Genomic DNA, 26,993 nt, shown 5'->3' on the forward strand with positions numbered 1-26,993 from the left:
GTTTTTAGGCCTGCATTTGGTAAAATTGGTCTGCCAAATAGCACCTTAAATGCACCACGCCCAACAAGGTGCAGCTACAGCCAAAACATGACCCGCCACAACCTTTTAACCATTACCAGCATTCGAACCAAAGCAAAAAAACCAGGCTATCACCTCGACGGCCGTGGCCTGTACCTCCGGGTGGCCCCAGGGGGTAGCCAAGCCTGGATTTTGCGCTACACCTTCCTCGGCAGCACCCGCGACATGGGGCTTGGCTCCCTAGCTAATGTGAGTTTGGCACGTGCTCGTGAGCGCGCCCAAGAACACCGGATTCAGATCGCCGAAGGCATCGACCCTATTCCACATCGCGAGCAAAATAAAATCAAAATGAAGGCCGCCGCCATTCAATTGAAACAAGCTAGCATGACGTTCAAAGCGTGCGCAGAAGAATACTACAAGGAACACGCCGACGAGTGGAAGAGTATCAAGCACAAGGAGCAATGGATCAATTCCTTGACCACCTATACCTTTCCGCACTTCGGCCACATTCCAATTCTTGAAATCGGAAAATATGAAATTCTCAAGGCGCTGAAGCCGATTTGGAAAGAAAAAGCAGAAACGGCAGACCGAGTTTTTCAACGGATTCGCAAGGTGATGAATTTCGGTGCGGCCAAAGACTATTGCCGTGGCGTTGATAGCGAGTTCTGGGAGCAGGTCAGGATCGCACTGGGCGCCAACGAGAAGGCTCGCAGGGTCGAGCACCATCCGTCCTGCCCGCATCCGCTGATCGGTGCGCTGCTCGCCCAGGTCCACGCCAGCACGGCAACCAGCACAGTGCAGCTGGCATTCGAGTTCGGCGTGTTGACGGCCGCCCGTTCGGGCGAAATTCGCGGCGCCCGCTGGTCGGAGTTCGATGCGTCGCTCAGCAACTGGACGATCCCCCCGGAACGAATGAAGGCCGGACGCGAGCATCGCGTGCCGTTGTCGAGCAGGGCCACCAAGGTACTGCAGGCGGCGCGCGCCCAGCAGGCCGAGCGTGAGGCAGAGGGCCGCACTTCGGCAGGCGATGCCGGTATCAACGACCTAGTGTTCCCCTCGCCTCGCGGCAAGACCTACAGCGACATGGTGTTCACGCAGTTGCTGCGCCGCCTGAAGCAGCCGTACACCATGCACGGCTTTCGCGCGACGTTCCGAACCTGGGGCATGGACAATACCCAATACCCCGCCGAGATGCTTGAGTTTGCGTTGGCGCACTTGGTCGGTGACCAGACAGTGCGCGCCTACGCCCGCAGCGACATGGTAGAGAAGCGCAGGCAGCTGATGGAAGACTGGGCGGCCTACGTCGCGCACCAGATGAATCCAGCCACTGCACCGTAACCCGGTGGCGATGGTTCAAAGCCCATCATGGCATGCCACCGAAGCCGCACTAATGCCGAGAAGTTCGCTATCCAAAAGATAGCGGGCTGACGGATGGCGGATCCATCCTTCAGTCGCACGAAGACTGCTGGCGCGTCGGGAACCTTCGCCTTGAAAAACGAGGTATCGAACAAGAGCTCAGGCGACCCGTCTAACTGCTTCCGAACAGCCTGCCCCTTCTGTAGCTTCCAGCCGAAAGGCAGGAACGCGCCACCCGCTCATTGCTTTTCCGTTGCCCTGAAAATCTTGTACTATTTTCCCGTTTACCCCGAGCACTGCAATCTTCATGTCCACAACCAACGAAGCGCAGATCCTCACGATCAAGGAGGTGTCTGATTACCTAAAGGTCACTGAGCGGACAATCTACCGGCTTGCCGCAGCTAAGAAAATTCCCGCCTTCAAAGTGGGTGGAAGCTGGCGCTTCTCGTGTTCTGACATAGACGGCTGGATCAAACAGCAGTCGAAGGAAGGATTCGGACGTGACGAGGATGACGCGGCGCAAAGCCAAACAGATAACAGGGAGGATAAGTAGTGCTTGGACTGAATTTACGCGAAGAATTCCGGGGTAAGCGCCTCAAGGGGACGGCCATTGAGCTGTCCAATGATCAGCATACCGGTGCAACCCAGATCGCGGCCCAACAGTTCCTGCAGATCACCTATCCCACACATGACCTACTAAAAGGCATCGAGGCGGTCGGTCCCAACCAGGGACGCCCTGTCGTCGTGATCGGCGAGCGCGGCCTCGGCAAGTCGCACTTGATGGCAGCGCTCTACCATGCGGTGACCGATCCATCCTCGACCGGCTCGTGGCTCAATGCTTGGGCAACCACGCTGGCCGACGCCAGCATCGGCAAGATCGCCCTGCGCGACGGCATGCACGTCATCGGCGAAAGCCTGCATCGCCACCGCTACAAGTTCCTGTGGGACGTGCTGCTCGAGAACCATCCGCACGGCAACTTTATCAAGGGCAAGTGGGAAGGCCAAGGTGTATCCCAGACCGAAATCCCGTCCGACAAGCTAATCATCGAATTGCTGGAGAACAAACCGACGATGCTGCTGCTGGACGAGTTCCAGACGTGGTACGACGGCCTCACCAACACCAAGCAGTACCCGTGGAAGAATTGGGCGTTCAACTTCATCCAGATTCTTTCGGAGATCGCCAAGGAGCGTCCGGACCTGCTGGTGCTGGTGATCTCGGTGCGCAACGGCGGCAGCGACGCATATCAGCAGGTACATCGAGTCAACCCGGTCGCCATTGACTTCAAGGCAGGCGGCAGCGCCGAGCGCATCCAGCAGGATCGCCGCCGGATGCTCCTGCACCGCCTGTTCGACAATCGCTTGCAAATCGCCAGCGGCACCATCGATTCGCTGGTTGCGCAGCACGTCGCCGAATCCTTCCGATTGCTCGACGTGCCGCCCGCCGAGCAGGAGCGCAAACGCCGCGAGTTCAACGAATCCTGGCCTTACGCGCCGCACCTGCTGCGTCTACTGGAAGAACAGGTGTTGATCGCCACCGACGCGCAGGAAACGCGCGACCTGATTCGCATCCTCGCGAACCTCTACAAGAGCCGTGGCGAAGCCGTGCCCGTGCTCACCGCCGCCGATTTCCGGCTGGACGATGACACCTCGGGCATCGGCGCACTGCTCGAAGCCGTCGCCAACCAGCACCACCGCACGCTGCGCGAGAAGGCGCAGCAGAACATCATCTCGGTGCAGGAGGCGCGGCACGACCACGCCAACATCGCGCCACATCTGCAGGAAATCATCGGCGCGTTGTGGCTGCGCTCGATTGCGGTCGGTAACCTCGCCGGAGCCGACCCCCTCACGCTGCAACTAGACATCACCCGTGGCAAGCCGGTGGACGACAATGCCTTCCAGGTCGAGTTGGCGACCATCGTCGAAAACAGCTTCAACATCCATCAGGAAGGCACCAAGCTGCTGTTCCGCGAAGAAGAGAACCCACGCGCCAAGCTTATGGCCTACGCGCGCAATGACAAACTGTTCGCCGACGGCGCCGATCAGGCGCAGCTCGGAAAACAGGTGCGCTACGTCCTCGGCGGCAGCGACGAAGTCGCCAAGACCTTCCGCGTCATCGCCCTACCTAAGTCGTGGGTCAATGATCCGTGGACAGCACTCGATGAAGCCGAGCAACCCGACAGATGGGATGACCGCCTCCTGCCCATCCTCGTGCTGCCCGAGGAAGCCGACAAGCTCGACGCCACGCTGGGCCGCTGGCTTAAAGACCAGTTGCAGAAGCGCCGCAACACGGTACGCTTCCTGCTGCCGCGCACGGGCAGTACCAACTCCTTCATGGATCGCGACCTGCTCATCCTCGCTCGCGCCGAAATGAAGGCACAGGAATGGGGCGGCCAGAACCCCGAATACAAGAAGCTACACAAGGAATTCGAGAACACGCTGCGCGACAACCTCAAGAAACGGTTCGACCGCTTTGCTGTGCTGCAACGCTGGAATTTCGCCGAGCCCGCACAGTGCAAGTTCAGCGTCGAGCGTCTCGACAAGCAGGGCTCGCAGATTCCCGAAGCCATCGAGGAGGTGCTGACCGGCGATCTGTTTGTGCCGGAGGACTTCGAGGAACTGGTGCTCGAATACGCCAGCAATAGCGAATCGCTCGGCAAGCTGCTGCGCGAGTTGCAAGAGCCGCGCCCTGCCGGGCAAGACTGCATCCCATGGTTGGGCGAGACAGCGATGAAGGAACGCCTGCTGCGCCTGTGCGCCAAGGGCAAGGTCGCCATCAATGTCCGCGGCATGGAGTACCTGCAAACGAATCCGGGTGAAGACGAGGACACCGCGTGGCGGCGTTTGCGCCCTAAACTCTCGCTCACGGGCCGCCATCTCGACGACGTGTTCGTGATGTTGCCCTCGGCCGTGCCTGCAACGGGAGGCTCCACGCCGCTTGCACCGTCTTCGGACGGAGTTCCGTCAGATGGTGGAACTGTCCCCGCGCCGGGCGTGCCCGAACCCACATCGGGGGGCCCGACCGCTCCCACTCACTCACCTGCTCCAGGCGGCATTTTCGGCAGTGGCGGCAGCGCTACCAAGCCGCGCATCCTGCTGTCGAACCCGGCCACGTCGCCCCTCAATCTGATTGGCAAGATCGAAGGCTGGGGCATCGGCCCAGCCACGAAGGTCGCGGAGGTGTCCATCAAGATGTCCGGCGCCAGCGGCGCGCAGCTCAAGGAACTGCTCAAAAAGCTGCCCGAAGGCATGACCTTCGAGCTGAACCTTGAGAAGGAGGACGATTGATGGCACTAACCACCAGCGCCTTGCAGGCTCTGACCCAAGGCTCGGATGCCGATGCTTGGCGCGTCATCGTCGAGCAGGCCGTCGAGATCGCCAGAAAGCCTCTAGCCGCAGGCAATGCGTCTAGCGAGGTCGTTCGGCGCGACCGCGAAATCGGCGCACTGGATTTGTTCCTGTCCTCCAGCGGTTGGGACTTGTGGCAAGCCTTTGGCAGCAGCGTCGAGCGCACCTCGGATCGTCTGCTGCGCTGGTGGACCGAGCCCTTCAGCGCCAAGGCGGTGCTGATCCTCGACGGCCTTTCCCTGCGCGAACTGCCGTGGCTGTTGCAGGGCGCGAAGGAGCGCGGCTTCACCACGCACGAAGTCACTGCCAACGCCTCCGAACTGCCCGGCGAAACCGATGAGTTCGCCCGCGCGCTCGGCTTCGCCAGTCGCAGCAAGCTTCAGAACAACGGCGGCGGCCTGGCGCACAAGCTGCAAGCCGCCAGTACCGAGACGGTAGATTTGCCGTGGAAGGACTGCGAAGCCTTGGTTGGCAGCGCATCCAACCAGATCTTCTGGCACCCCTGGCCCGACGCCAAGCTACACGACGGCTCCGGTGCAGGACAAGGGCTGGAGCCGCTGACCAAGGACGTGGCCGAGCAATTGTCCAGCGATGACTTCTGGGCCTTCGTCGAGCGCCTCGCGACCGGGCGGCGGCTGGTGATTACCTCCGATCACGGCTACGCGGCCACCGGCTACTTCCCCGATGCGGATGGCGAGGTCGGCCAATTCCTCAAGCAGACGTTTGGAAGCTCGCGCAGCAAGGCGGGAGCCGGAGATACCGGCCCCTTCGTGCCGCCCGTGGTACTGCAGATCAACAGCCCTCACGGCGCCCACCTGCTTGCCTTGGGCCGCAGAAAGTGGCGCAGCCAGGGCGGATACCCGACGCTCACGCATGGCGGCCTGTCGCTGCTGGAAGTGTTGTCGCCCTTCGTCGAGCTGACCAGGTAAGGATTGCGGCTGATGGCCACCAAGAAAGAACTACTTCAACAACAAGTTACCAAGGCCGTCGGAGCGGGCAAGACAGTCGCACTCGAAACGGTCGACTTCAACGACCCAAACCGCCCCAAGACTTGCCTGGAGGTGGATTTCCCGATCCTCCCAGTCAATCAGGTGGCAATCATCGAAGGCAACGCGGGTAAGCCGATCTACCAGATGTCGAAGTGGTGGGCACGGCGGCGTTCCAGCGTGTTTCGCTCAATGCTGATCGCGGCGGCGACCAAAGCGCCGGATGACCCTTCCCACGCTGCCAAGCTGGTGTGGGACAACTACTACGCCAACCACCAGAAGAAAGGTGCGTTCAAGCACCTCAAGGTGGCAGACATCTTCATGGGCGGCGGCACCACGCTGGTGGAAGGCTCGCGCCTTGGAATGCAGATGGTCGGCAACGACCTCAACCCGGTCGCGTGGTTCGTGGTCAAGCAGGAACTGGCCAATGTCGATCTAGAGGAAGTGAAGAAGCTCCTCGCCGACGTCGAGGCCGAGGTCAAGCCACAAATCATGCCGTACTACTACTGCGACGGTCCGGAAGGTGAAAAGGGAACGTGGACGCACCTGCCGACCAAGAAAGCGATGCCCGCCGACTTCGACCCGCTCGCCATTCCGCGTGAGCAGCGCAGGGACTATAAGTACGAAGGCCCGGAGATCATCTACACCTTCTGGGCCAAACACGGCCCCTGCCAGGTGACAGGCTGCGGCCACCGCACTCCGATCATGACCAGCCCGGTGATGGCGGTGAAGACGCTTACCGTCAAGCATTGGGCGCACACCTGCGGCAAATGTGGCAATGCGTTCGATGTGGAGGAAGAAGCCGCGCGCATGGCTCCCGACGCGCCTTTCTACGTTGCGCCCACCGAATCGCCGTACTCTGTGCTCGACCGCAAGAAGGGGGTGATCTGTCCGCACTGCGGTCACACCGCAATGGTGAATCTCGGAAAGGGCAAAAACAAGAAGGTGGAACTCAGTCTGCTGGTGCATCCGCAATGGCTAGCAGGCGAAGCGAAGCAGGATGCGAGCGGCCGGCCCTACGGCGGTTCTGTGCAAGACGATGCCGAAGCGACTGCGCTTTGGGATAAGGCGCGAGCCTTGAAAGGTCGATTGCTGGAAGTGCGCGGTGCGTTACCGGACGAAGTGACTGATCCGAAAACCAAACTTTCATTCAAGACAGACAAAGGTACTGTCCCAAAGCCTGCACACTTCGCTTGCGCAGCGTGCGGTACAGCTCAGCGCATCGTGTCCTCGCTTGAGGCGACCAAGAAAACTGCACCCTCAAGTGTCTTTGCAATCCAAGGCTATGCCCCCATGCGCGATGCCGCTGGGAAGCCATACAGTGGTCGATTCTTTGCAGCGTGCGATTCGGCACTTGCCCGGCAGTACGACACGGCCTTTGCGGAATGGGAAGCACGGAAGGATTCCGATCTACGCGACTTTTGGCCAAAGAGCGAAATTCCGTTCGGTCACATGACTCACCAGCGGCAACCGCTACCGCAGCACGGTTACCTGAACTGGTCAGACATGTTCAACCCGCGTCAGTTGCTGGTTCACGCGCAACTGCTGAAGGCCATCATGAATGTCGGGACCTACGACTGGAGCGTGCGCGAGTACGCTCTTGGCGCTTACCAACAGTACCTGCGCAATCAGAATTCCTTCTGCTTCTGGGATAGTGGGTACGACAAGCTCGTGCCTCATTTGAGTAACAACAATTTCCATCCGAAGAACAACGTCGTCGAGAATTGCGTTTTCCCGATACTGGGCCGTGGCAACTGGGTTTCTTGTAGTGAGGCCCTGATTGAAGGGCGCGAATGGGCTGTGGCGCCGTGGGATGCTGTCAGCGTTGAAACGCTCAAGCGACAGGACGCGGCCTTGGCCGCTCAAGTCACAGGCAAGAGTGAGAAGGTCTATCCAGGTGACCCTGTAGGCGAAGTCGGCGTCTTCCAGGGGTCGTCCACCGACCTAACACATGTTCCCACGGGCAGCCTTGATTTGGTCATCACCGATCCGCCTTTTGGCGGCTTGCTGCACTACTCGGAGCTGTCCGATTTTTTCTACGTTTGGCTGCGCCTTGCGCTAAAGGACAAGTACCCTGATTACTTCGGCAAGGACTACACACCCAAGTCGTTGGAGGCCGTTGCCAACCGCGCGCGCGAGCCAGAAGATCCGGACGGTTTCTATCAGCGCCTACTCACGCAGTGCTGGCGTGAAGCGCATCGTGCGCTGAAGCCCAGCGGCATCCTGGCCTTCACCTTCCACCACAGCGAGGACGAGCCGTGGGTGGCGGTGCTGGAGTCGCTATTCGATGCGGGCTACTACCTCGAAGCGACGTATCCCATTCGCTCCGACGAAACTAAGGGCGATGGTGAGTTCGGCTCCAAGACCATCGAGTACGACATCATTCACGTCTGCCGCAAGCGCACCGAAGAACCCAAGCCGGTGAGCTGGGGCCGGATGCGCCGCGAGGTGATGGCCGACGTGCGCCAGTTGCAAACCATGTTGGAAAACCACGCCAAGGAAGGCCTGCCCGCCGCCGACATCCAGGTTATCCGACGTGGCAAGGCGCTGGAATACTTCTCTCGTCACTACGGCAAGGTCTATGTCGATGAAGGCCGCACCATCTCCGTGCGCGATGCTCTGGTCGGCATCAACCAGCTCATCGACGAGGACGCCGATAAGGGCAAGGAAGCGCCGCCGGTCAATGCGGAGCCGATCACGCGCCAATTCCTACGCACCTTCGGCAGCGCACCTGCGCTGAAGCGCGACCAGTTGCAAAAGTTCCTCAAAGGCTCGATTACCACGCCGGACGAGTTCGTGCAGCGCGGCTGGTGCGCAGAAAAGAACAAGGTCTTTACCCGCACCGACCCGCTGGATTTCGCCCGCGAGTGGTCGGGTAAGCATCGCCGCAAGCTGACCTCCGATCTGGATCAGGCCTTGGTGCTGATTGGCGCCTGCTTCGACGGCAGCGGCATCAATGCCTCAGACACGCTGAAAAACGACAACTTCAAGCCGCATGTAGCGCTTAAGCCTTTGCTGGAATGGCTGCACCGCAACGGACCGGATCAAACGACCCGTAACGCAGCCTCGCGCGCGGTGTCCATCCACAATACATGGCAGGCCAGCCAAGCACCCCAGCCTGCGCAGGCCTCCTTGTTCGATGACGATGGGGAGTACGAGTGATGAGACAACTGCGTGACACAGTGTGGCAACGGCGCGGCACCAGTTGGGTGTGGGACGAAGAGGCTCGCAACCAGATCTGCGCGGCCAGCGAGGTGTGGAGCCTACGCCAGTTCCTGCGGGCCAGCAAAGCACCGGGAAACTGGCCCGACGACCTGCCAAGCAATAGCGGCAAGACGCTGGTCGTGGCTGGGCTGGACGGCAGCCTCGATCTGCTGACGTCGACGGATGCCGAAGCGTGGCTAGGCGATGCGATCAAGCCCGCCATCCTGTCCTTTCAGGACGAATGGGGAAGCGATGGCGCGCTGGTGTTCTGGCTACCCGGCGGCCACAACCGCGTCAGGGCACACCCCGCCACGGATGAGGTAGGCTGGCTCTGTCACGCGCCCCACGGGCATCAGATCGACCTCGGCCGCGTCCTGTGGGGCCAAGCCAACGAGTACCCGCAGGAAATCCTGCTGCGTGAGGGCGGCAAGCCTGCCGGCTTATTTCACCTGCGGATTACCTGAGGGCGGCGCGTGACGGCAGAGAATCAATTCCAACCCGGCGAGCGCATCACGCACCACGAGTACGGCCAGGGTGTCGTCCTCGATCCGGCGCGTGACGGCTACTTGCGCGCGTTCTTCGGCGTAGGCGAACGTCGCGTGCCTGTGGCGTCACTGCGGCGCGAACTCACGCGCACCGAACGCATCCTGCGCGCCGTGGATGGCGGCGTAGAGCGGTCGCGCAAGGCTTGGCTGTCCTACGAGGCAAACGCGCTGCCGGTGATGGAAAGCGCCTCGGCGCTGACCTCGGCCAAGATCGATCTGCTGCCGCATCAGGTGGTGCTCACGCACCGCATTGCCACCGCCTCTCCTCGGCGCTACCTGATCGCGGACGAAGTAGGGTTGGGCAAAACCATTGAAACCGCGCTGATCCTACGCGAGCTGGCCAGCCGGGGTGAACTGACCCGTGCGTTGATGGTGGTGCCTGCAGGCCTCGTGAACAACTGGCATCGCGAATTGAACGAGGTGTTCAACCTCGACTTCGAGGTGTTCGGCTCCGAAGGTGACATCACCGACCGCAAGACCAACGCCTTCGCCAAACACGACCGGCTGATCGCCAGCATCGACACCTTGAAGCGCCCAGCCCGTATCAAGCGCTTGCTGGACGCGCCGCGCTGGGATCTGGTGGTGTTCGACGAAGCGCACCACCTCACGGCCTATCGCACAGGCGGCAAAGTGCGCAAGACCGAGAACTACAAGCTGGCGGAGGCGCTAAAGGATCATTCGCGCGACCTCGTGCTGCTGTCGGCCACGCCGCACCAGGGCAATCACTTCCAGTTCTGGATGCTAGTGCAACTGCTCAACCCGACCCTATTTCGCGGCCCTGACGAGATGGTCGAGGAGCGGCACCGGCTTAATACGGTAATGGTTCGCCGCACGAAGGCCGACGCCTGCCAGCCCGACGGCTCGCCACTGTTCGCGCGGCGCTGGGTTCACACCGAATCCTTCGTGATGAATCAAGCAGAGCGGCTGTTCTACGAGAAGCTGCGCGGCTATCTCGAGGACGGCTTCGACCTCGCGCGCCGCCAAGGCAACCAAGGACGTGCACTGGGATTCCTGATGGCAATCTTCCAGAAGATCGCCGCATCGAGCTTTGCTGCCGTGCGCCGCACACTCAAGCGCCGCCTATTGATGCTGACGCTGCATGAGGCGTTTCTGCGCGACAGGGAGCTAGACATCGAAGGTCGCGAACGCCTGACTGAAGAAGCTCGCGAGCTGATCCACGAGGAATTCGGCCTGCCTCGCGACAGCATCGGACGTAGCGAAGTAGATCGCGTACTGGCCGATCTGAAGTACCGGCTCGTCAAGAAACTGGACGAAGAGGCGTTGGAGATGGCCTCCGACCCGTACGGTAGCGAGTATTCGGCTACGCACGCAGAAGAAGCCGCTTCAGCGGTTGTGAACCTGCATCTGCCCGAGGAACGCCTGCGTATCGGCGACCTGCTGCGCGTGTTCCCGGCAGAGCGGGAAACGAAGATGCAAAAGCTGCTCGATGGCTTGGGCACGCTGTGGAGGCAGAACCCCAACGAGAAGATCGTGATCTTTGCCACCTACCTTGGCACGGTGGACTTGATTGCTTGCGAGATCGAGCAGATCTTCCCTGGCCAAGGCGTTGCGGTGCTGCGCGGCGGCGACCACGGCGCCAAGGTGGCGGCGGAGCGGCGGTTCCGCCAGAAGGATGGCCCGCGCGTGCTGGTCTGCACGGCTGCTGGGCGTGAAGGCATAAACCTACAGTTTGCGCGTGTCTTGTTTAATTTCGACCTGCCGTGGAATCCGATGGACATGGAGCAGCGCATCGGGCGCATCCATCGCTATGGCCAGAACCACACCGCGCAGGTTTACAACCTAGTGCTGTCCGATACTATTGAAGGTCGCATCTTCTTGCTGCTCGACGAAAAGCTCACTGAGATCGCCCGTACGGTCGGCAAGGTGGATGAACAGGGCAACGTGGCGGAAGACCTGCGCGCGCAGATTCTCGGTCAATTGTCGGAACGATTGAACTACGACCGGCTATATCAGGAGGCGCTATCCGACCCGGAGCTTAAACGCACGCAGGTAGAGTTGGAGGCGGCGCTGTCGAACTCCCGCGAGGCGCGGCAAGTGGTGTTTGACTTGTTCCAAGACCTCGACGGCTTCAGCCTCGATGACTACAAGCCCTTTTCGGACGTATCGTCCAGCTTGGATCGGTTGGTGCGCTTCCTTTCGGCGGCGATCACGGATCGCCAACAGAAACTGATCAAGGCTGACGAGAACACCTACGACCTCGTCACCATCGAAGGCACACTCCGCACCCGCTTCACCGTGAGGCGCGAAGCCGCGACCAATCAGGACGATCTGCAACTGATGGGCCTGGATCATCCGTTGGTACAGGACGAATTGAGCCGCTGGCGGAGTGTTCCGCCCGAGGAGGTCGGTATTGCCGTGTCCGGAGATGTCGACGAACCAGTGCTACTGTCGCTATGGATGGTCGAGACATCTATTGGCAAAGGCGAACGTCGCGTGGCAGTACACCCTATTGCCGTCAAGCAGGATGGCACACGTGTCCCCGCAGTTGAGCGCCTATGCGAGAAGTATCTGCAAGCGCCACCCGCTTTGCAAGCCCTCCATCCTGAGGAGCGAATCAACTTGTTCTCCAAAGTGGTCGAACCAACTTTGCAGCGTGAGTTGAAGCACAAGGGAGCCGCGAACGGTAGTGGTGCCTACTCCGCGGAATTGATCGGCTACGTAGAGGTCGTTGGTCATCGACCTAGTTCGTAGTGAATGCCGAGACAAGTACTCGAGCTCGCTCCTCGGAGCAGACCTCTGTCCGGCGCTCAGGTTCGGTGTCGTCTCCAGATTGGCGAAGCGATTCTTCGCCAGCCTTAGCGAAGTTCAACTTGTTCATCGCATTTTGAGTTTCACGAGTGTGCTGTCAGTGGATTTGATGACGAGGTAGGGCTCTTCAAAGGAGACCTTTGCGCCATCTTTCAAATACCGAGAGTTACCCAAATTCGCCATTGCGAGCAAGTCACACGTAGACCCTTTAGCGCACGAGTAGAACCAGCCATCCACACGAATGGTGCCGGAACCCCTTGGTCCATAGAAAGCGTAAACAGTGAAGTCACCTGCGTCCGGGATCTTTACCGTATGCGTTTTCATCTCGTGAACCGGGTACGCCTTCGCGATCCAAGCAGTAACGGCCTCGACATTCTGAAAACGCATCGGCGTTTCCTGGGCTCCGGCGCAGAGAGAAACCAGAACAAGGCACAGTGCGACTAGTTTGGAATACATATTTTTCCACATTGGATTGGGTAGTCGTGAGGAGGACTGGGGGAGAAACCTAAGGGGCGCGCAGGATGGCGCCCTTGCTTTTCCGACCAACTGCCGTCGTAGTCCTGACGATACCAATGGTAGTCGCCAGTCAGGCCCATCGAACCAAGCGGCTGATCTTGGCGAATGAACAACTTCCCTCCGTGGTATCCGGCAGGACAAGACTGATTCTCTCGGGGTGAGATTGCACCGTCTCGTCCTGCTGCGTCGAGTATGTTCCTGCAGAAGTACTGCGAAAACTCCCTTCCAGTGGGTTCGCCGGGGTCTATCCCTCCGCCGCCCCAAATCTGGCTCCCCTCTCGACCGCGTCTGTTCAAGGCGTATGAGTAGCAATTGTTGTTCAGTCGCCAAGCCTCGCTTTCGTTGTATCTGGGGTCAAACACTGGAGCAGAGTGATTTCCCCCTGCGCCCCACTTGTTATCGCCCCAGCGGTCCAATCCATATGGATCGCTGTACTTCAGCGGATTTCCACCTACATACCCAAACCGATTCCATCCGCCTTTCAGGCCAATCGGGTCCGCTTGGCTATACCCCCCAGTCTTGCCGTCATAGCTCCTGAAGTAGTTGTAGAACAACCCCGACTCCTCATCCGCATACTGCCCCGGATACCGCAGGTTGAACTTCACCTCTGACACGCCCGTGGTGCCCGGATTCGGCGTCACATCCAAGTCGGCAAACCGATTCCTCGCCGTCGTCGGCTTGTCTTCCCCGAACGCGCTGTAGCCCCACTGCCAGACCGCTTGCCCGCTCACATCGGTGAGCTTGCGCGGCGTGTTCAGGTGGTCGCTGTGCACCGCATAGGTCGCGCCGTTGATCACCGCCGCGATCGGCATCGGGCCGTTGGCCGTCGGCAGGTAGATGTACTGCGCCTGCCCGCCGCTGTTGGTGCCGCCGCTGCCCACCTCGGCGATCAGCGTGCCTTGCTCGTCGTAGACATACGTGTAGCCCTGCTGCTCGGCCTGGTTCGTTGCGGGGCTCCACAATCGGGTGAAGAAGGCGATCAGGCTTTGCATGAAGCCCGGGTCGGCCTCGTCGCCCTGGCTCGGCGGGTACAGCGGCTCGGTCTTGAACACGCGCTGGCCCAGCGCGTTGTGCGCGTAGCGCGTGGTGGGGCTGATGTCGGTCGCGCCCGTGGTGGCTGCAGCCAGCCGGCCCTCGGCATCGTAGGCGTAGCTACGAAGGCCGTCGGTCACGAGGTCGCCGTTGGCGTTGTACCCGTAGGTGACGCTGGTGTTGCTCGCGCCGCTGATGGTTTGCGCAAAGCCCGTCAGACGGTTGCTTGCGGCGCCCACGGTGTAGGTGCGCTGGGTGCTCTGGCCGCCGAGCACGCGCGTGCTGTTCGCTCGGTTGCCGTTGGCGTCGTAGCCGAAGCTGGCGGTGTTGCCCGTGGCGTCGAAGCCGGTGATGCGACCGACCGGGCTGTAACCGACGCTCCAGGTGACGTTGCCGTTCGCGACGGTGGTGTGCGTCGGGTCGGCGTCGCCGGGGCGGTACAGGTTCTGCGTGAGGCTGGTGATGCGGCCCGCGGCGTCGTACACGTAGCTGCTGAACTCGGTGCCGGTGAGCCGGCCCGCGGTGTCGTACACGCGGCTGGCGGCCACGGACGCGGGCGGGGCGGCGGCAAAGGCCCATTGCCATGCGGTGGGCTGGCCGAGCGGGTTCCATGCGATGCCGCTGACGAGCGGGCTGCCGTTCCAGTTCAGGCCTGCGAGGCGGCCGGTGGCGTCGTACAGGTGAGTGAGCGTGGCGCCGTTGGGGTAGCCGATGCTGGCCAGCGTGCCGTTGGCGTTGTAGCCGTAGCTCACCTGCTGCACACCACCGTTTGCGAGCGTCTGCTTCTTGAGCGTGACGCGCCCGAAGGCGTCGCGGGTGTACTCGGTGGTGCCGCTGCGGTCGATGACTTCCGAGAGATAGCCCTTGCTGGTGGCTGTGAGGTCGTAGCGCAGCGCGGTCGTCTTGCCATCGGCGAAGACAAGGCTGGTCGGCCGGCCGAGCAGGTCGCGCGCGATGGTGGTGGCCTGTCCCATGGCATCGGTGATCTGGCTGGGCAGGCCGAGGCTGTCGTACTGGGTGCTGGCGCCGCCCGTGTCGGCGCTGGTCTCGGCCGTGGCGTTGCCTTGCGCGTCGCGGGTGTAGCCGGTGACCACGCCCTTGAAGTCTTTTGCCTCGGTGACGGCGTCGAGGGCGTTGTACTTCAGCGTGGCCGTGGCATTGGCCGCGTCGGTCACTGCCTTGACGCGGCGCAGGCTGTCGAGGCCGTACTGGGTGCTCTGGTTGAGGCCGTTGGTCTCGCTCGCGAGTTCGCCGTTGGCGTCGTAGCCGAACGCGCGAGGCTGGTCGGGCCCCTCGGTAACGGTTGAGATGCGGTTGAGCTTGTTGAAGATGCGCATCATCTTCCAGGCAACCGCGCCGTTGCTGTCCTTGACGTGCACCCCCCTTCGGTTGCCCATGTTGTCCAGGTCGTAGATGCCGCTCTCGCCACGGTTGTTACTCCAGCCAGTGACGCGGTGCGCGGTATCGTAGGTGTAGCTGAGCACGAGGCCGCTCGGCAGCGTCACCGACTCGACAGTGCCGAAGGGCTTGTAGGTCAGTGTGGTGGTCTGCGCACCGGCAAGGCCTGCGCCAACGGTCTGGGTCAGCAGGCGGTCGCGCAGGTCATACGCATAGGAAGTGACCAGCCCGTTGGGAGCTGTGGTGCTGGTGACCCTGTTCGCCGTGTCGTACACATAGCTGGTGACGTGGCCCAGGGCATTGGAGGCCGTGAGGACGTTGCCCCAAAGGTCGTAGGTGTAGCTCGTGACCGCGTCGTTGGGCTCGATGGCCGTAACAACAAGCTGCTTGACGTTGTAGGTCCACCGCCAGAGCTGGGCCTGATTGGTCGCCGTGTCGGTGATGGTCTTCGACAGCATGTTGCCGAAGGCGTCGTATGTATAGGCAGTGGTGCGGCCGGGTTCAGTAACCAACACGGGCAAGGCGAAGGTTGCATGCCATTGAGTGACCACCGTGCGGGCATCGGGGGTACCGGAGGCGTGAACGACGGTGGTTGGCAGGCGGCGAGCAACATCCCAGGTTGTTGTCGTCACCGCGCCCTTGAAGTCGGTCTCGCTGGTGATAAGGCCGTTGGTATCCTGCAACCGACTGGCGGCATCGGGCTCGCCTTCGCCGGAGGGCAGCGACCCCGAGGTCACGGCCAACTTGCCGGCGGCGACGCTGTAGCGGTAGGTGCGGGTGGTTCCCCAAGGGTCTTGTACGGTGGCCGAATCGGCGGTGGATGAGTAGTACACACCGTAGTAGTCCACTCCGCCAGCCAGATAGGTGCTGATAGCGCGCCCCTGGTCGTCGTAGCCGAAGGAGCCCCAGAGCACGCCGGCTTCGTCGATGATGTCCGTCAGGGCTTGCGTGTAGTTGGCGTTCCTATAAAGGAATGAGCGGTTTCTGCCATCCGGATACAACACTGAAGACAAGCGCCCCGGGGCATCGTAGCCGTAGCCAAAGACTCTTCCATCCGGGACGGTGACAGTGCTGAGTTTGTCGTTGGTGTAGGAAAAGGCCAGAGTCCGGCCGAGGGTATTGGTGACGCTGGCCAGACGCCCATCACCGTTGTAAAGGTAGGTGTTGATCCAACCGTTGCGGGCGACCACCGTTTGCAGCTTGCCGTCGGCGGTGAAGCTGTAAGTACTGTCGTCATCGGAGCGATGCCAGACCCAGGCGCCGTTGAGTTGGGTCAATGTGTCGGCGCCATTGCCCGCGCCAGGAGTCCAGGCGGAGTTGGCATCGGCGCGCATGAAGCTCCGCAGATAGCCTGCAGGCAGGCTGATGGTGATCGTCAGTGGTTCTGTGCCAGGCGTGGCCGTCAGGCCGGTGTTGTAGTTGTGGCTCCAAACTAGGCCCAGCCCCGATGCCGGCCCCGCAGTACCACTAGCCCATGTGCTGCGATAGGTCCGCACGAACGACAGGGCGTCGGGCCCGGAGTCGGACCAGTCTGTTTCGGCGCGAAATTTCTCAGCGGATGCAGGGAAAATCGGATGACCAACAAAGGCACCGTCAACCCGAGGGCAGGACTGCGGGCCAGAGGGCGGTTCGGGAGCAGCGGCTTGGCAAGAGGTGCGGGTGGGGGTTTCTGCGAAACCGCCTTTGCAATCGCACGAATTCCTATTGTTCAACTCGCTGTTTGCAGGACACCCAGTAATGACCTGGACAATCGTGTCCGACATGTACATCGGGCCGCCAGCATTGATGTAGTACACCATGCACTGATTCGTTTTGCCCCCCGCATCGACACCGAAGGAATGCGAAGTCACGGTGACGCCAGCAAAAGCCGATGACAGCGCAAAGGCATCACAGGCTGCAGACGCGCTAGACGCCCGAACCCCAACCGACCGGTCATTCGTCGTCCAGTACGACATCGGAGGCACACCAGCCCACGCACAGCCGATAAGTCCAAGCATCAGCGCAACCAGAGATTTCCTTGCCGCATCGCCAGTCGCGGCAAGAAGCAGGCGCCAAGGGAGGATGCTCGAGGAGTGACGGGAATGCCTCATGGCTTTGCCCTCAGGGACATACGCGCGCAGCCACGGCCTCAGCCAATCCATGCCGACTCCTTCGGCCGGATCGGCCCATTGATATTGCATCAAATTGTATCTTTTCGTCAGCGGCGCTTCTGTGAAGAAGACCGCGCGCCGGCTTGCGATGCCTTCCGGTCACAGCGGAGGAGCGGGTACACGACTCTCTGGGTGTCAGTCGCCTAGGTCAACGCCACCGGCGCCGCGTGCGCCTTTGGCAGTAGTTGCTTCACACGCTTGCCCCAGAGGCTTGAATCTCGGCTCAAACCGAGGTTGCGCCGGCGTCCTTCCCGTGCCAAAGCCCAGCGGCAACACTGAGCAGCACGAATGACGAGTAGGTTTCGGGATCGGGCGCCGCACCGGGGAACAGCACATGGCGGCCGTGGTTGCAGAAGCGGCAAGCGGCCACGATGTTGGAAGCGATGGTGGGCCCGTCATCCATCTGCGCGGTCAGATGCTCGGCAGTCAGCCGGAACATTTCCGCCTGCTCGCAGGAGATGCCATGCGCCGCCGCGAACGATGGCGCGCCTTTGCGCCACATCGGGTGCCGGCAGTAGAAGCAAAGATGGCCCTGGGCCAAGAACGCGCTCTCGCGGAGCGCGCGGAGTTTGCGCGTCATAAGGTTTCACGTTGAAGTGATCCCCCGTTGACGCTTGGCGCAGCTCGGGCACCAGCAGCTTGGCCGACTGGCGATGCGCCGGCGTTGCGCCGGCGCTGTCGAGGTTCTCAGGCCCCGATCAGGCCGAAGTGTATCGCGGCGCCGGCGTCATCAAAGCGCGGTCACTTTCGACGATTCCCAGCAATACCTCTACTTCGGCGTCTAGCTGCTCAACAATGAGTCGACCGCTTCGAAGCAGCTTTGCACCTAGCGCAGCCAGGCCTCCGAGGATCGCGGCTCGATCCGCGACACGCTGGCAGGCAGTGGGGTCGCTCGCGGCTTAGTCCCGACCACGGGAAGCGAAGGCGGTGAACTACTCGCGCGTCCGCTCAGCATCGCTGGAAGCAGTGCGGCGGCGACCATCGAGTGCAGCCATTTTTCTTTTGGTAGGCATTGACGTTGTTCTGTTGAGCTTTGGCACGGGCGGCCCGTATCGCAATCACGTGCTGCAGATCGTCGAGCGCCCGTAACTTGCCGAAGCTGTGCGAGGCCCTGGCCGATTGCGTCAGCCGATCCGGGCAGAGCGCTTACCTAGTAGGCCGCCGTCTTGCCTGCAAGGCTGGCCGCATACGCAAACAGGCGGTCTTTGGCTTTCCGTGGCTTGCAGTAGCCGTAGCACGCGTCGTAGAGGATCGAAAGCGGCACCAGCGCCTCCAGCAGCTCCTCCTGAGTCGCGTCCGCTGAAAACTCTTTGCCAATCGATATGTTGCTATCAACATCCGTCGCAACGTCGGCATAGCGGCTCAAGCATTCGAATGCAGCGCCGACCCGATTGGATCTTGATCCAACAACACCAGTCGCAGTAGTCACCTGCAGCCCCGGTACGTCCAACAGGCGCTCGATTAGACGACGATGGTCTGCAAGCAGGCCAAGCAGCGCCAGCCTTTCACTCCAGCCCCACATGGAAAACTCAATCGCAAGATGCGGATTTGAGCGAACCGGCTCGCGCCCCGGAAAGGCCTGCGGATAGCCCCGGCAGAACTTCAGGCTTAACTCGATGCCGCACACATCTGGGCCGGTCGGATTGGCCGGCCTCGGAATAGGGCTCCCGGTCTTCACGAAATAGTCATCTGAGGGACGCAGCCTGTACTCGCCCATCACCACCATTCGCTCCCTGGACATTAGCAGCTCGCATGTTGACTCCTTGAACATCCGCGAAGGAATTAGAGGCTTTGCGGCACCAAACAAGTTATCGCCCACATCGGCCATGCCGCTCCACAACTCAAAGTCCTCTATTTGGTCATCCTTCGAGGCTTCTAATTTCCCAGATCCATCTAAACACTCTGAACCGTCTAGACCGCCCAGAGCATTCCGAGCACTTTTTTGATCAACAGCCGAATAGCCTTCAGGCTGACGACTAGGCGCCGAAGAGAAGGACTCCAGTTGACTCAATATTGATGCTAACAATTAACCCCCTGATGAAAAAAACAGACAGCAAAGCAGCCTCAAATGGACAAAGGCAGGGCCTATCAAAAGACAGTCATTTTTGATCTTTTGAAAGCCATATTTAGCCCCCCCGTGACATGAAGATGTGCCAGCACGAATACAGATCAACGTTGATACGGACTCCTAGCCCTCCTAGTCCCCTAGCCGAGAGCCTAAGAGGGTTGAGACAGACAAGAGCCTCGTACTACACGGGCTCTATGAGAAACGCCTCAAGATCCATTGAAAACACAGTGATTCTGTTGATTCGGCCTCTACCTCTCCTTACCCTGAACACCCCTTGACAGGGAAAGCAATGTAGGTAGTGTAGGCAAACTCAGAGGTGTAAGGCAGCACTGGCTAGGGTTGTATGCTTTTTTAAAGAATTACAAAAAAAGCCTACACTGCCTACACACCACACGGGTCCCCCTCCTCCCCTCCTCGGGAAAGGGAGGCAGACGCAATCAAAAGAACATGCGCACCATCACCCTCATCGATAAAGACAACTCTATAAAACGTCCGTTTTGTAGAGCTTAGCGCACTGCTTTTCTCCAGCAGCAATTCCCCAGCCTCAGCAATCAACAATGAAAAAAGACGCCAGCCTTGAAACCTCGGTCGATCAAAAGAAGGCCTTACCAGATCAGTCAACCTCAAAAGCCAACGCTAAGGAGGCGGCACGAAAACAGATGAGTGATGACTTTAGCCTTCGACTCGTCAATTTCCACGGTGCGCGGTGCATGAAAATGTGGGCCATTGTGATGATCAGCTTAGGCCGCCTTCCTTTCAGCGATTTGCGCGATTCACTGAAGGAAAACGACAAGAAATTCAACAACGCTTACAAGCGTCGCACTCGGTTTTTGAAAGGGCGACTCACCACCCATCCCGAAACTGGCTTGGCACTTTCGCTCCCCTACTATCCCGGAACTGATGCTGGCACCCCTTTGGAGAACCGGTACTTAGATGTTGTCAGTTCTTTTGAAGTGCTGCGCGACAAGTACAAAGAAGATATTCCGGAAGAAGTACGTGATTTGGAAAGGTCGGTCAAGCACATCCCCATTCCTTCGAGCGCGCATGATGAGATTCCAGAAAACAAAAAGGCCAAGCGCGATCAGGCAAAAACCATTGCAGCCCTGATGAGCCAAAACATGCAAACGCTTTTCGTCCAATTGGTGGTGGATAGGTATGGAACCCTGACGGCCAAGACGATGGGTGGTATTGCCGACGTGATGGCCAAGGACCTCAAGGTGACCGGTTTGAAATTGGATGCGATCAAAACACAGCTGCGACTGGCGCTGAGCGGCGACTTCGAGTAAAGCCAAGCACACTCAAACAATCATGTCAAACGGAGTCCCAGCGGCTCCGTTCCTCTTTTTGAGGGCCAGAAATCAAGCTCCGGGTTTCCAGCACTCGCTGGTTTTCAACAACTCTAGGAGCCCCTCCATGGCAACCCCCTCCCCCTTGGCATCGCAGCACGTGATGCCTTCCGGCCTCGTCGTCCCTCCGGCGGCCCTGGCCCTCATGCGCCGCCCCAAGGTCCTGGCCCTCACCGGCTGGAGCAAGTCCACCCTCGCAAATCGCGTGGATGCGGGCGACTTCCCCGCCCCCGTTCCTAGCGGCCCGCGCACGGTCGGTTGGGTCGAGGCCGAGGTTATCGCTTGGCTCGAAGCCCGGATCCGTGAGCGTGATGCCCGCATCGAAAAGCAAAAGGCCTTCGACCAGAACACTCAAGGCATGCGAGGTGCGCACGCATGAACCGAGCATCCCGTCGCAAAGTGCTACTCGATCCTGAAGTCAAGGGCTCGCGCAGCAAGTTCAAGCAGTTCTTCCACGGCAAGGACCCGGCGCACTTCGCACTCTTCGACAAGGGCGAGGTCAAGACCGCACAGACGCACTACGGTCGATTGGCCAAGGACTTCGACAAGCAGATCGTCGAAGGCAACGCCGATGGACTGAGCGTGTGCATGGCCATCAACAGCAGCCGCGAGGGCAAACGCGTCAAGGACAACTTCTTCAAGGTCAACGCCGTTTTCATCGACAAGGACGAAGGCAAGTTGACGGTCAAAGACCTGCGCGCGCTGCCAGTGAAGCCTCACATGATCGTGCGCAGCTCGAAGAACAAGTTCCATGCCTACTGGCTGATCGACGATTGCCCCGTCTGGGCCTTCTCCGCTGTGCAGACGGCGCTTGCCCAGCTCTTCGGCACCGACACCAGCGTGAGCGACATCGGTCGCGTCATGCGCATGGCGGGCACCCTCAACCCGAAGTACCCCGACGCGGAGCCGGTGAAGATCGTGTACCTGGCGAAGAATCCCAAGCCGCTGAAGCTGTGCAAGCTCATCGACGGATTGGGTCTGAAGCTTGACGCCGACAAGTTGAAGAAGTTGGGTGCGACGAAAGCGAACGAGGCTAACGAGGATGCGCCTGCCACGACGAACATCCTGCCGCCGCCACCGCCCGATGCCAGCGTCCGACGCAAGCTGGAACGCGAACGCATCGTCGCCGCGCTGGCCGCGATTCCCGCAGACGACCGCGATACCTGGATGCGCGTCGGCATGGCTCTGCACAGCTGGGATGCATCGGATGCCGGGTTCCCGGTCTGGGACGACTGGTCGCGCAAGTCATCCAAGCACGATCCCGAAACCCAGCGCAGCACGTGGAGCGGCTTCAAGTCGGGCGGCGGCGTTACGCTGGGCACGCTGTTCCATCTTGCGAAGCTGGAACAGGAACAAGCCCATGACGAGCAGCGCGGCTTCGACGAAGCTTCGCTGGCCGAGCAGTTCTGCCAGTTGCACAGTGACACGCTGCGCTACGACCCCAAGGTGAGTCAATGGTTCGCGTTCGACGGCACGATCTGGGAGCCGAGTACACACCGCCCCCAGATGGCAGCGCGCGAAATGGTGGCGACGCTGAAGCTGGCACGCAGTGGTGGCGCTGCCGAAAAGTTGCGCAGTTTCGGTACGGCTACCGGCTTGAAAGCCATCGTGAACCACGCTCAGCTGCTCCCGGGCATGCTCATCGACGCCAGCACCTTCGACACCAACCCCGACCTGCTGGCTGTCAAGGATGGCGTGGTCAACCTGCGCACCGGCCTCTGGCGTGAGGCCACTCCTGCTGATGGCATGTCCTTTCGCGCCCCCGTGGCATACGACCCGACAGCCACCTGTCCGCTGTGGGACGGGGTCATCAGAGGGGTTGTTTGCGACGACAAGGAGTTCGCGCGGTACTTACGGCGCCTTTTGGGCTACTCCTTGTTCGGACACGCGAAAGAGCAGATTTTCTGCTTGGTGATCGGCTCGGGCGGCAACGGCAAGGGGGTGTTGATGCGGACGATCAAGGCAGTGCTGGACCAGTACGCGCACGCGATCGCGCCGAATGTGCTGTCGCGGGCCTACTCGGGCAACCCCAATTCGCCGAGCCCGGCACTGACGCCGCTGCAACGGGCACGGTTCGTAGCCTGCACGGAACTGTCGGGCGGTGGCCTAGACGAGGCCTTCGTGAAGCAATTCGCTGGCGGCGATCAAGTGACGGCCCGACCCACCTACGGCGAGCAAACGACGTTCACGCCGCCAGGCAAGCTGTGGCTGTCGACGAACAAGATGCCCGAGATCGAGGCCGGTGACCAGGCAATGTGGCGCCGTCTGGTGCCGTTGCCGTTCAAGGCCAATTTTCGCGGCAAGAACGCCGACACCGACTTGGAGGTCAAGCTGAAGAAAGAGCACCCGGGCATCCTGATGTGGCTGCTGCGCGGGGCCACAGAATATGCGCGCGAAGGTTTGGGCGAATGCAAGGCCGTGACCGACTGCTTCAAGGCCCTGAAAGCCAGCGCCGACTCTGTGCAGGCATGGGTCGACGAATGCTGCCGGCCCGATGCCGATGGTCGCATCGCAGCCAGCGAGGCCTACGACAGCTACGCCCGGTACACGCGTGGGGCCAAGCGCAAGCCGTTGTCGAACAAAGAGTTCCCGCAGCGAATGGAGAAGAAAGGCTACGCGCACAAGCGCCGCAGCAGCGGCAGCTTCTTCGAAGGTCTGCGTCTCGTGACCTTGCCCCCCGTCCGACGCAACGGCTAAAGGGCTGGTCGGCGAAAGAGGTGTGCCCGCTCGGTTGGCGCAATGCCGACCGAGCGCAGGCATGCCCTGGCCTCATGTGGCCGTGAGCGGCGTTAACCCGATCTTCACAGGCCTGTCACACCCCTCTCATACCTTGTCCGCCTAATCGCGCACGTCGTCGCGGTGGAGGCGCCGGTGCTGAATCGAGGCGAAGTGGCCACCGATGGGGAATCAAGGGAGGCCGGAATACCGGTGGCCCAGTACGTCCGCATGTCTACGGAGCACCAAAGGTACTCCACCGAGAATCAAGCGGCCGCGATATCCGAGTACGCGATCTCGCACGGCATGCGAATCGTCAAGACCTACGAGGACTCAGGAAAGAGCGGCTTGAACCTCAGAGGCCGCAGTGAGCTGCAGGCGCTGCTGCGCGATGTGAAACAGCCATCCCCGGGGTTCCAAGCCATCCTCGTATATGACATCAGCCGCTGGGGACGGTTCCCCGATCCGGACGAAGCCGCAGCCTATGTGCATGCCTGCAAGAGCCACGGCGTACCTGTGATCTATTGTGCAGAGCCGTTCAAGAACGACGGCTCCATGTCTTCGGGCGTCATGATCAGCGTGAAGCGCAGCATGGCGGCTGAATACAGTCGAGAGCTATCGGTCAAGGTTTTCGCCGGCGCCTGCACCATCGTCCGGCATGGTTGTCGACAAGGGGGCCCCGCTGGTTTCGGCCTGCGACGTCAACTAGTCGACGAGCAGCACAACATCAAGGGCCTCCTATCGCGCGGCGAGAAAAAGAGCATACAGACGGACCGCGTCATCCTGGTTCCTGGTCCGCAGGAGGAAATCGCGGTGGTGCACCGGATCTACCGGCTCTTTCTGGAGGATGGTATGCCTGAGCGTGTCATAGCCGCTGTGTTGAACCGTGAGGGTCTATTGTCCGATGCAGGCGTGCCATGGACGCGCGGCACGATCCACCAGATTCTGACGAACGAGAAGTACATCGGCAATAACATCTACAACCGTACTTCGTTCAAGCTCAAGATCAAGCACATGCGCAACCCGCCAGAACAGTGGGTTCGCAGGGACGGCGCGTTTGAAGCAGTCGTCCCCGCGAGCATGTTCATGCAAGCACAAGCCATCATTGCGGCGCGCTCGCGGCATCTGGACGATGGGCAGATGCTCGAGATGTTGCGGCGGACTCTGGCACAGCACGGCGCGCTATCGGGCATCTTGATCGACGAAGATGACGGCGCGCCCTCCAGCTCAGCCTATCGCACCCGTTTTGGCAGCTTGCTGCGTGCTTACAGCCTTATTGGCTATGCACCTCGGCGTGACTACGCCTACCTGGAGATCAACCGCGCGCTGCGCAGACGCCACCCTCAGCTAATCCAGGAAATGGCCGCCGGTATCGAGCGTGCGGGTGGCTGGATCGCGCACAACGACACCACCGACTTACTCACTGTCAACGGTGAGTTCACCACATCGCTGGTCGTCGCGCGCTGCAAACCGACGCCAGCGGGGTCGTTCCGGTGGCTTGTCCGTTTTGACGCAAGCCTTCATCCCGACGTGACGGTGGTGGCCCGCATGGATCCCTCCAATCGGTACGCACACGACTACTACGTGCTTCCAGCGATCGACTTTTCCGCCGAAAAGATGCCTGTCTTGGAGGAAAACGGCTTCACGCTGGACGCCTATCGCGTCGATTCCCTGGACAGTTTCTACCAATTGGCAGGGCGAGTGGCCCTGCAGGAGGCCGCATGACAACCCTACCGCCGCGTATCGAGATGATCCCCATCGCCGAGATCGCAGTCGTCAACCCTCGCGTCCGCAACCCGAAGGTCCACAAGACCATAACCGATAGCATTGAACAGGTCGGCCTCAAGCGGCCGATCACATTGCGCCGTGTTCCCCCGAGTCATGGCGAGCTACCTTTTGCGCTCGTCTGCGGCCAAGGTCGACTAGAGGCCTGCAAGTTGCTGGGCCAGACAGAGATCGCAGCCCTGGTGTTGGACGTGGACGAGAAGACGGGCCACCTCATGAGCATCGTGGAAAACGTGGCCCGACGCACACCGAGGGCAGTCGAAACCATGGAGCAGGTTCGTGTGCTCACACAACGCGGCTACGCTGACAGCGAGATCGCGGTCAAGTTGGGGTGCACAACATCTTGGGTCAACAATGTGGCCAACTTACTTGAGCGTGGTGAGAAACGCCTGCTGGCGGCAGCGGAAGCTGGCCATATTCCCCTGCATTTGGCCGTCAGTATCTCCCGGGCCAGTGACAGCGAAGCGCAGCAGCTGTTGCTCGATGCCTATGAGAGCGGGGAACTCAAGGGCCGCAAGATCACAGTCGTACGCAAGATACTGGAGCAGCGAGCTCGAAGCGGCAAGAAGGGGAGCAACAGATTTTCGAGGGCTCCCTCTCGGAAGCCGATGACGCCGGAGGAGCTCACAAAGCTCTACAAGCGGGACGGGGAAATGCACCGGCGCATTCAGAAAAAGGCCGAGTACGCACAGCAGTCTTTGCTCCTAGCTCGGCAGATCTTCAAGGAGTTGTTTGCGGACAAGGAATTCTGTGCGCTGTTGAAGGCAGAGAAGCTCAGCAGTGTTCCGCTGCCTCTGGCCGACCTTCTTCCACGCGGAGGGCTGGGGCGATGACAAAGATGCCACCGAAAGTGGTCCGCTTGGGATTCGAGCGTGACTGCGTAGATATTCCCCTAGACCAGATTCGCAGCCCGACGCCCCTGCCCGCCGGTATCAAGGAGTCAGTCAAGTATTGCCAGATTCGCAGTTCAGTGCAGGTAATTGGGCTGGTTGAACCGGTGGTCGTGGCGCTAGACCGCGAGAACACGGGCGCCTTCATTGTGCTTGACGGACGAATGCGTATGGAGGCGTTGCGGAGTCTGGGGGTGCAGCGAGTGCTGTGCTTAGTCTCGACCGATGACGAGGGCTACACCTACAACAAGCGGGTGAACCGCCTTTCTGTCGTACAGGCGCATCGCATGATCGTGCGAGCAGCTGAACGAGGTGTATCGGTGCAGCAACTGGCGGAAGCGTTGAATCTTTCGCCAGGAGCCATTCGCGAAAAGTTCAAATTGCTGGATGGAATTTGCAGCGAAGCCGTGGCGTTGCTGGCGGAGAAGCCGGCAACGTCTGGCATGTTCCGCATCCTCAAGCAAATGAAGCCATTCCGACAGATCGACGTGGCACAAGCCATGGTCAATCTTGGCAACTACTCGGTCAAACTAGCCACGGCAATGCTGCAAAACACCCCCGCTAGTCAATTGACTGAGGAGGCCGCCGCTAAGTCGCAGCATGGCGGTCCGACTGAAGCGCTCCAGCGTCTTGAGCGCGAGCTAGCTGCCTTGCAGGCAGACACGCGCCTACTTGAGGAAGGATATGGGCCAGTAAGCCTGGAACTGGAGATCATCAAGACCCATATCGGTACAACCCTGCTAGAAAACGTCGCGGTGCTCCGATGGTTGGCCAAGACCCGTCCAGAATATCTGCAGCAGCTTCAACGCATTGCCGACATCAAGGAGTTGCCCTCTCAATAGAAGGCCTGGGCGTCGCAATCACGCTAGA

At 60.5% G+C, this 26,993-nt stretch carries 17 protein-coding genes; 13 read left to right on the top strand and 4 right to left on the bottom strand.

Annotation, left to right across the window (positions count from 1 at the left end):
* Window positions 1-87: 87 nt before the first annotated feature.
* From AC1RL8_RS18830 to AC1RL8_RS18860, 7 genes are all read left to right on the top strand, one after another.
* Window positions 88-1,356 (top strand): tyrosine-type recombinase/integrase, encoded by a 1,269-nt coding sequence (locus AC1RL8_RS18830; RefSeq protein WP_492685856.1) that lies wholly within the window; start codon window positions 88-90, stop codon window positions 1,354-1,356.
* A 325-nt stretch (window positions 1,357-1,681) separates the two neighbouring features.
* Window positions 1,682-1,927 carry a helix-turn-helix domain-containing protein gene (locus tag AC1RL8_RS18835; RefSeq protein WP_492685855.1) on the top strand — a complete coding sequence of 82 codons (246 nt, stop codon included), beginning with the start codon at window positions 1,682-1,684 and terminating at the stop codon, window positions 1,925-1,927.
* Window positions 1,927-4,659, top strand: coding sequence for a DUF499 domain-containing protein (locus AC1RL8_RS18840; protein ID WP_492685854.1), 2,733 nt, complete (start codon window positions 1,927-1,929; stop codon window positions 4,657-4,659). Before AC1RL8_RS18835 ends, AC1RL8_RS18840 begins: the two co-directional genes overlap by 1 nt.
* Window positions 4,659-5,648 carry a hypothetical protein gene (locus tag AC1RL8_RS18845; protein ID WP_492685853.1) on the top strand — a complete coding sequence of 330 codons (990 nt, stop codon included), beginning with the start codon at window positions 4,659-4,661 and terminating at the stop codon, window positions 5,646-5,648. The genes AC1RL8_RS18840 and AC1RL8_RS18845 overlap by 1 nt, the downstream gene beginning before the upstream one ends.
* A gap of 12 nt (window positions 5,649-5,660) precedes the next feature.
* A complete protein-coding gene (locus AC1RL8_RS18850) occupies window positions 5,661-8,867 on the top strand; it encodes a DUF1156 domain-containing protein (protein ID WP_492685852.1) in 3,207 nt (1,068 codons plus the stop codon).
* Entirely contained in the window at window positions 8,867-9,373 is a 507-nt protein-coding gene (locus AC1RL8_RS18855) for a hypothetical protein (RefSeq protein WP_492685851.1), read from the top strand. The genes AC1RL8_RS18850 and AC1RL8_RS18855 overlap by 1 nt, the downstream gene beginning before the upstream one ends.
* Window positions 9,374-9,382: 9 nt before the next feature.
* A complete protein-coding gene (locus AC1RL8_RS18860; protein ID WP_492685850.1) occupies window positions 9,383-12,166 on the top strand; it encodes a DEAD/DEAH box helicase in 2,784 nt (927 codons plus the stop codon).
* Window positions 12,167-12,289: 123 nt separating this feature from the next.
* Here AC1RL8_RS18860 and AC1RL8_RS18865 read toward each other — a convergent pair whose 3' ends face one another.
* The 4 genes from AC1RL8_RS18865 to AC1RL8_RS18880 all read right to left on the bottom strand — a co-directional run bounded on the left by AC1RL8_RS18865 (window position 12,290) and on the right by AC1RL8_RS18880 (window position 19,147).
* Window positions 12,290-12,679 carry a hypothetical protein gene (locus AC1RL8_RS18865; protein WP_492685849.1) on the bottom strand — a complete coding sequence of 130 codons (390 nt, stop codon included), beginning with the start codon at window positions 12,677-12,679 and terminating at the stop codon, window positions 12,290-12,292.
* The gene (locus tag AC1RL8_RS18870) at window positions 12,664-16,968 is read right to left on the bottom strand and encodes an RHS repeat-associated core domain-containing protein (protein ID WP_492685848.1); all 4,305 of its coding nucleotides are present in this window, start codon (window positions 16,966-16,968) and stop codon (window positions 12,664-12,666) included. The genes AC1RL8_RS18865 and AC1RL8_RS18870 overlap by 16 nt, the downstream gene beginning before the upstream one ends.
* 574 nt (window positions 16,969-17,542) lie before the next feature.
* The gene (locus tag AC1RL8_RS18875; protein WP_492685847.1) at window positions 17,543-17,899 is read right to left on the bottom strand and encodes an HNH endonuclease; all 357 of its coding nucleotides are present in this window, start codon (window positions 17,897-17,899) and stop codon (window positions 17,543-17,545) included.
* 570 nt (window positions 17,900-18,469) lie between these two features.
* Window positions 18,470-19,147: a hypothetical protein gene (locus AC1RL8_RS18880; RefSeq protein ID WP_492685846.1), complete on the bottom strand. Its 678-nt coding sequence runs from the start codon at window positions 19,145-19,147 to the stop codon at window positions 18,470-18,472.
* A gap of 797 nt (window positions 19,148-19,944) precedes the next feature.
* Between AC1RL8_RS18880 and AC1RL8_RS18885 the strand changes: the two genes are divergently transcribed.
* The 6 genes from AC1RL8_RS18885 to AC1RL8_RS18910 all read left to right on the top strand — a co-directional run bounded on the left by AC1RL8_RS18885 (window position 19,945) and on the right by AC1RL8_RS18910 (window position 26,965).
* Window positions 19,945-20,673 carry a hypothetical protein gene (locus AC1RL8_RS18885; protein ID WP_492685845.1) on the top strand — a complete coding sequence of 243 codons (729 nt, stop codon included), beginning with the start codon at window positions 19,945-19,947 and terminating at the stop codon, window positions 20,671-20,673.
* 127 nt (window positions 20,674-20,800) lie between these two features.
* Window positions 20,801-21,112, top strand: a complete 312-nt coding sequence (locus AC1RL8_RS18890; protein ID WP_492685844.1) for a helix-turn-helix transcriptional regulator — start codon at window positions 20,801-20,803, stop codon at window positions 21,110-21,112.
* Window positions 21,109-23,430: a phage/plasmid primase, P4 family gene (locus AC1RL8_RS18895; protein ID WP_492685843.1), complete on the top strand. Its 2,322-nt coding sequence runs from the start codon at window positions 21,109-21,111 to the stop codon at window positions 23,428-23,430. The genes AC1RL8_RS18890 and AC1RL8_RS18895 overlap by 4 nt, the downstream gene beginning before the upstream one ends.
* Window positions 23,431-23,661: 231 nt before the next feature.
* The gene (locus AC1RL8_RS18900; RefSeq protein ID WP_493196588.1) at window positions 23,662-25,173 is read left to right on the top strand and encodes a recombinase family protein; all 1,512 of its coding nucleotides are present in this window, start codon (window positions 23,662-23,664) and stop codon (window positions 25,171-25,173) included.
* Window positions 25,170-26,066, top strand: coding sequence for a plasmid partitioning protein RepB C-terminal domain-containing protein (locus AC1RL8_RS18905; RefSeq protein WP_492685842.1), 897 nt, complete (start codon window positions 25,170-25,172; stop codon window positions 26,064-26,066). The genes AC1RL8_RS18900 and AC1RL8_RS18905 overlap by 4 nt, the downstream gene beginning before the upstream one ends.
* Window positions 26,063-26,965 carry a plasmid partitioning protein RepB C-terminal domain-containing protein gene (locus tag AC1RL8_RS18910; RefSeq protein WP_492685841.1) on the top strand — a complete coding sequence of 301 codons (903 nt, stop codon included), beginning with the start codon at window positions 26,063-26,065 and terminating at the stop codon, window positions 26,963-26,965. The genes AC1RL8_RS18905 and AC1RL8_RS18910 overlap by 4 nt, the downstream gene beginning before the upstream one ends.
* Window positions 26,966-26,993 lie beyond the last annotated feature (28 nt).

It is taken from the genome of Variovorax sp. GW822-FHT04E09, from assembly GCF_058800845.1.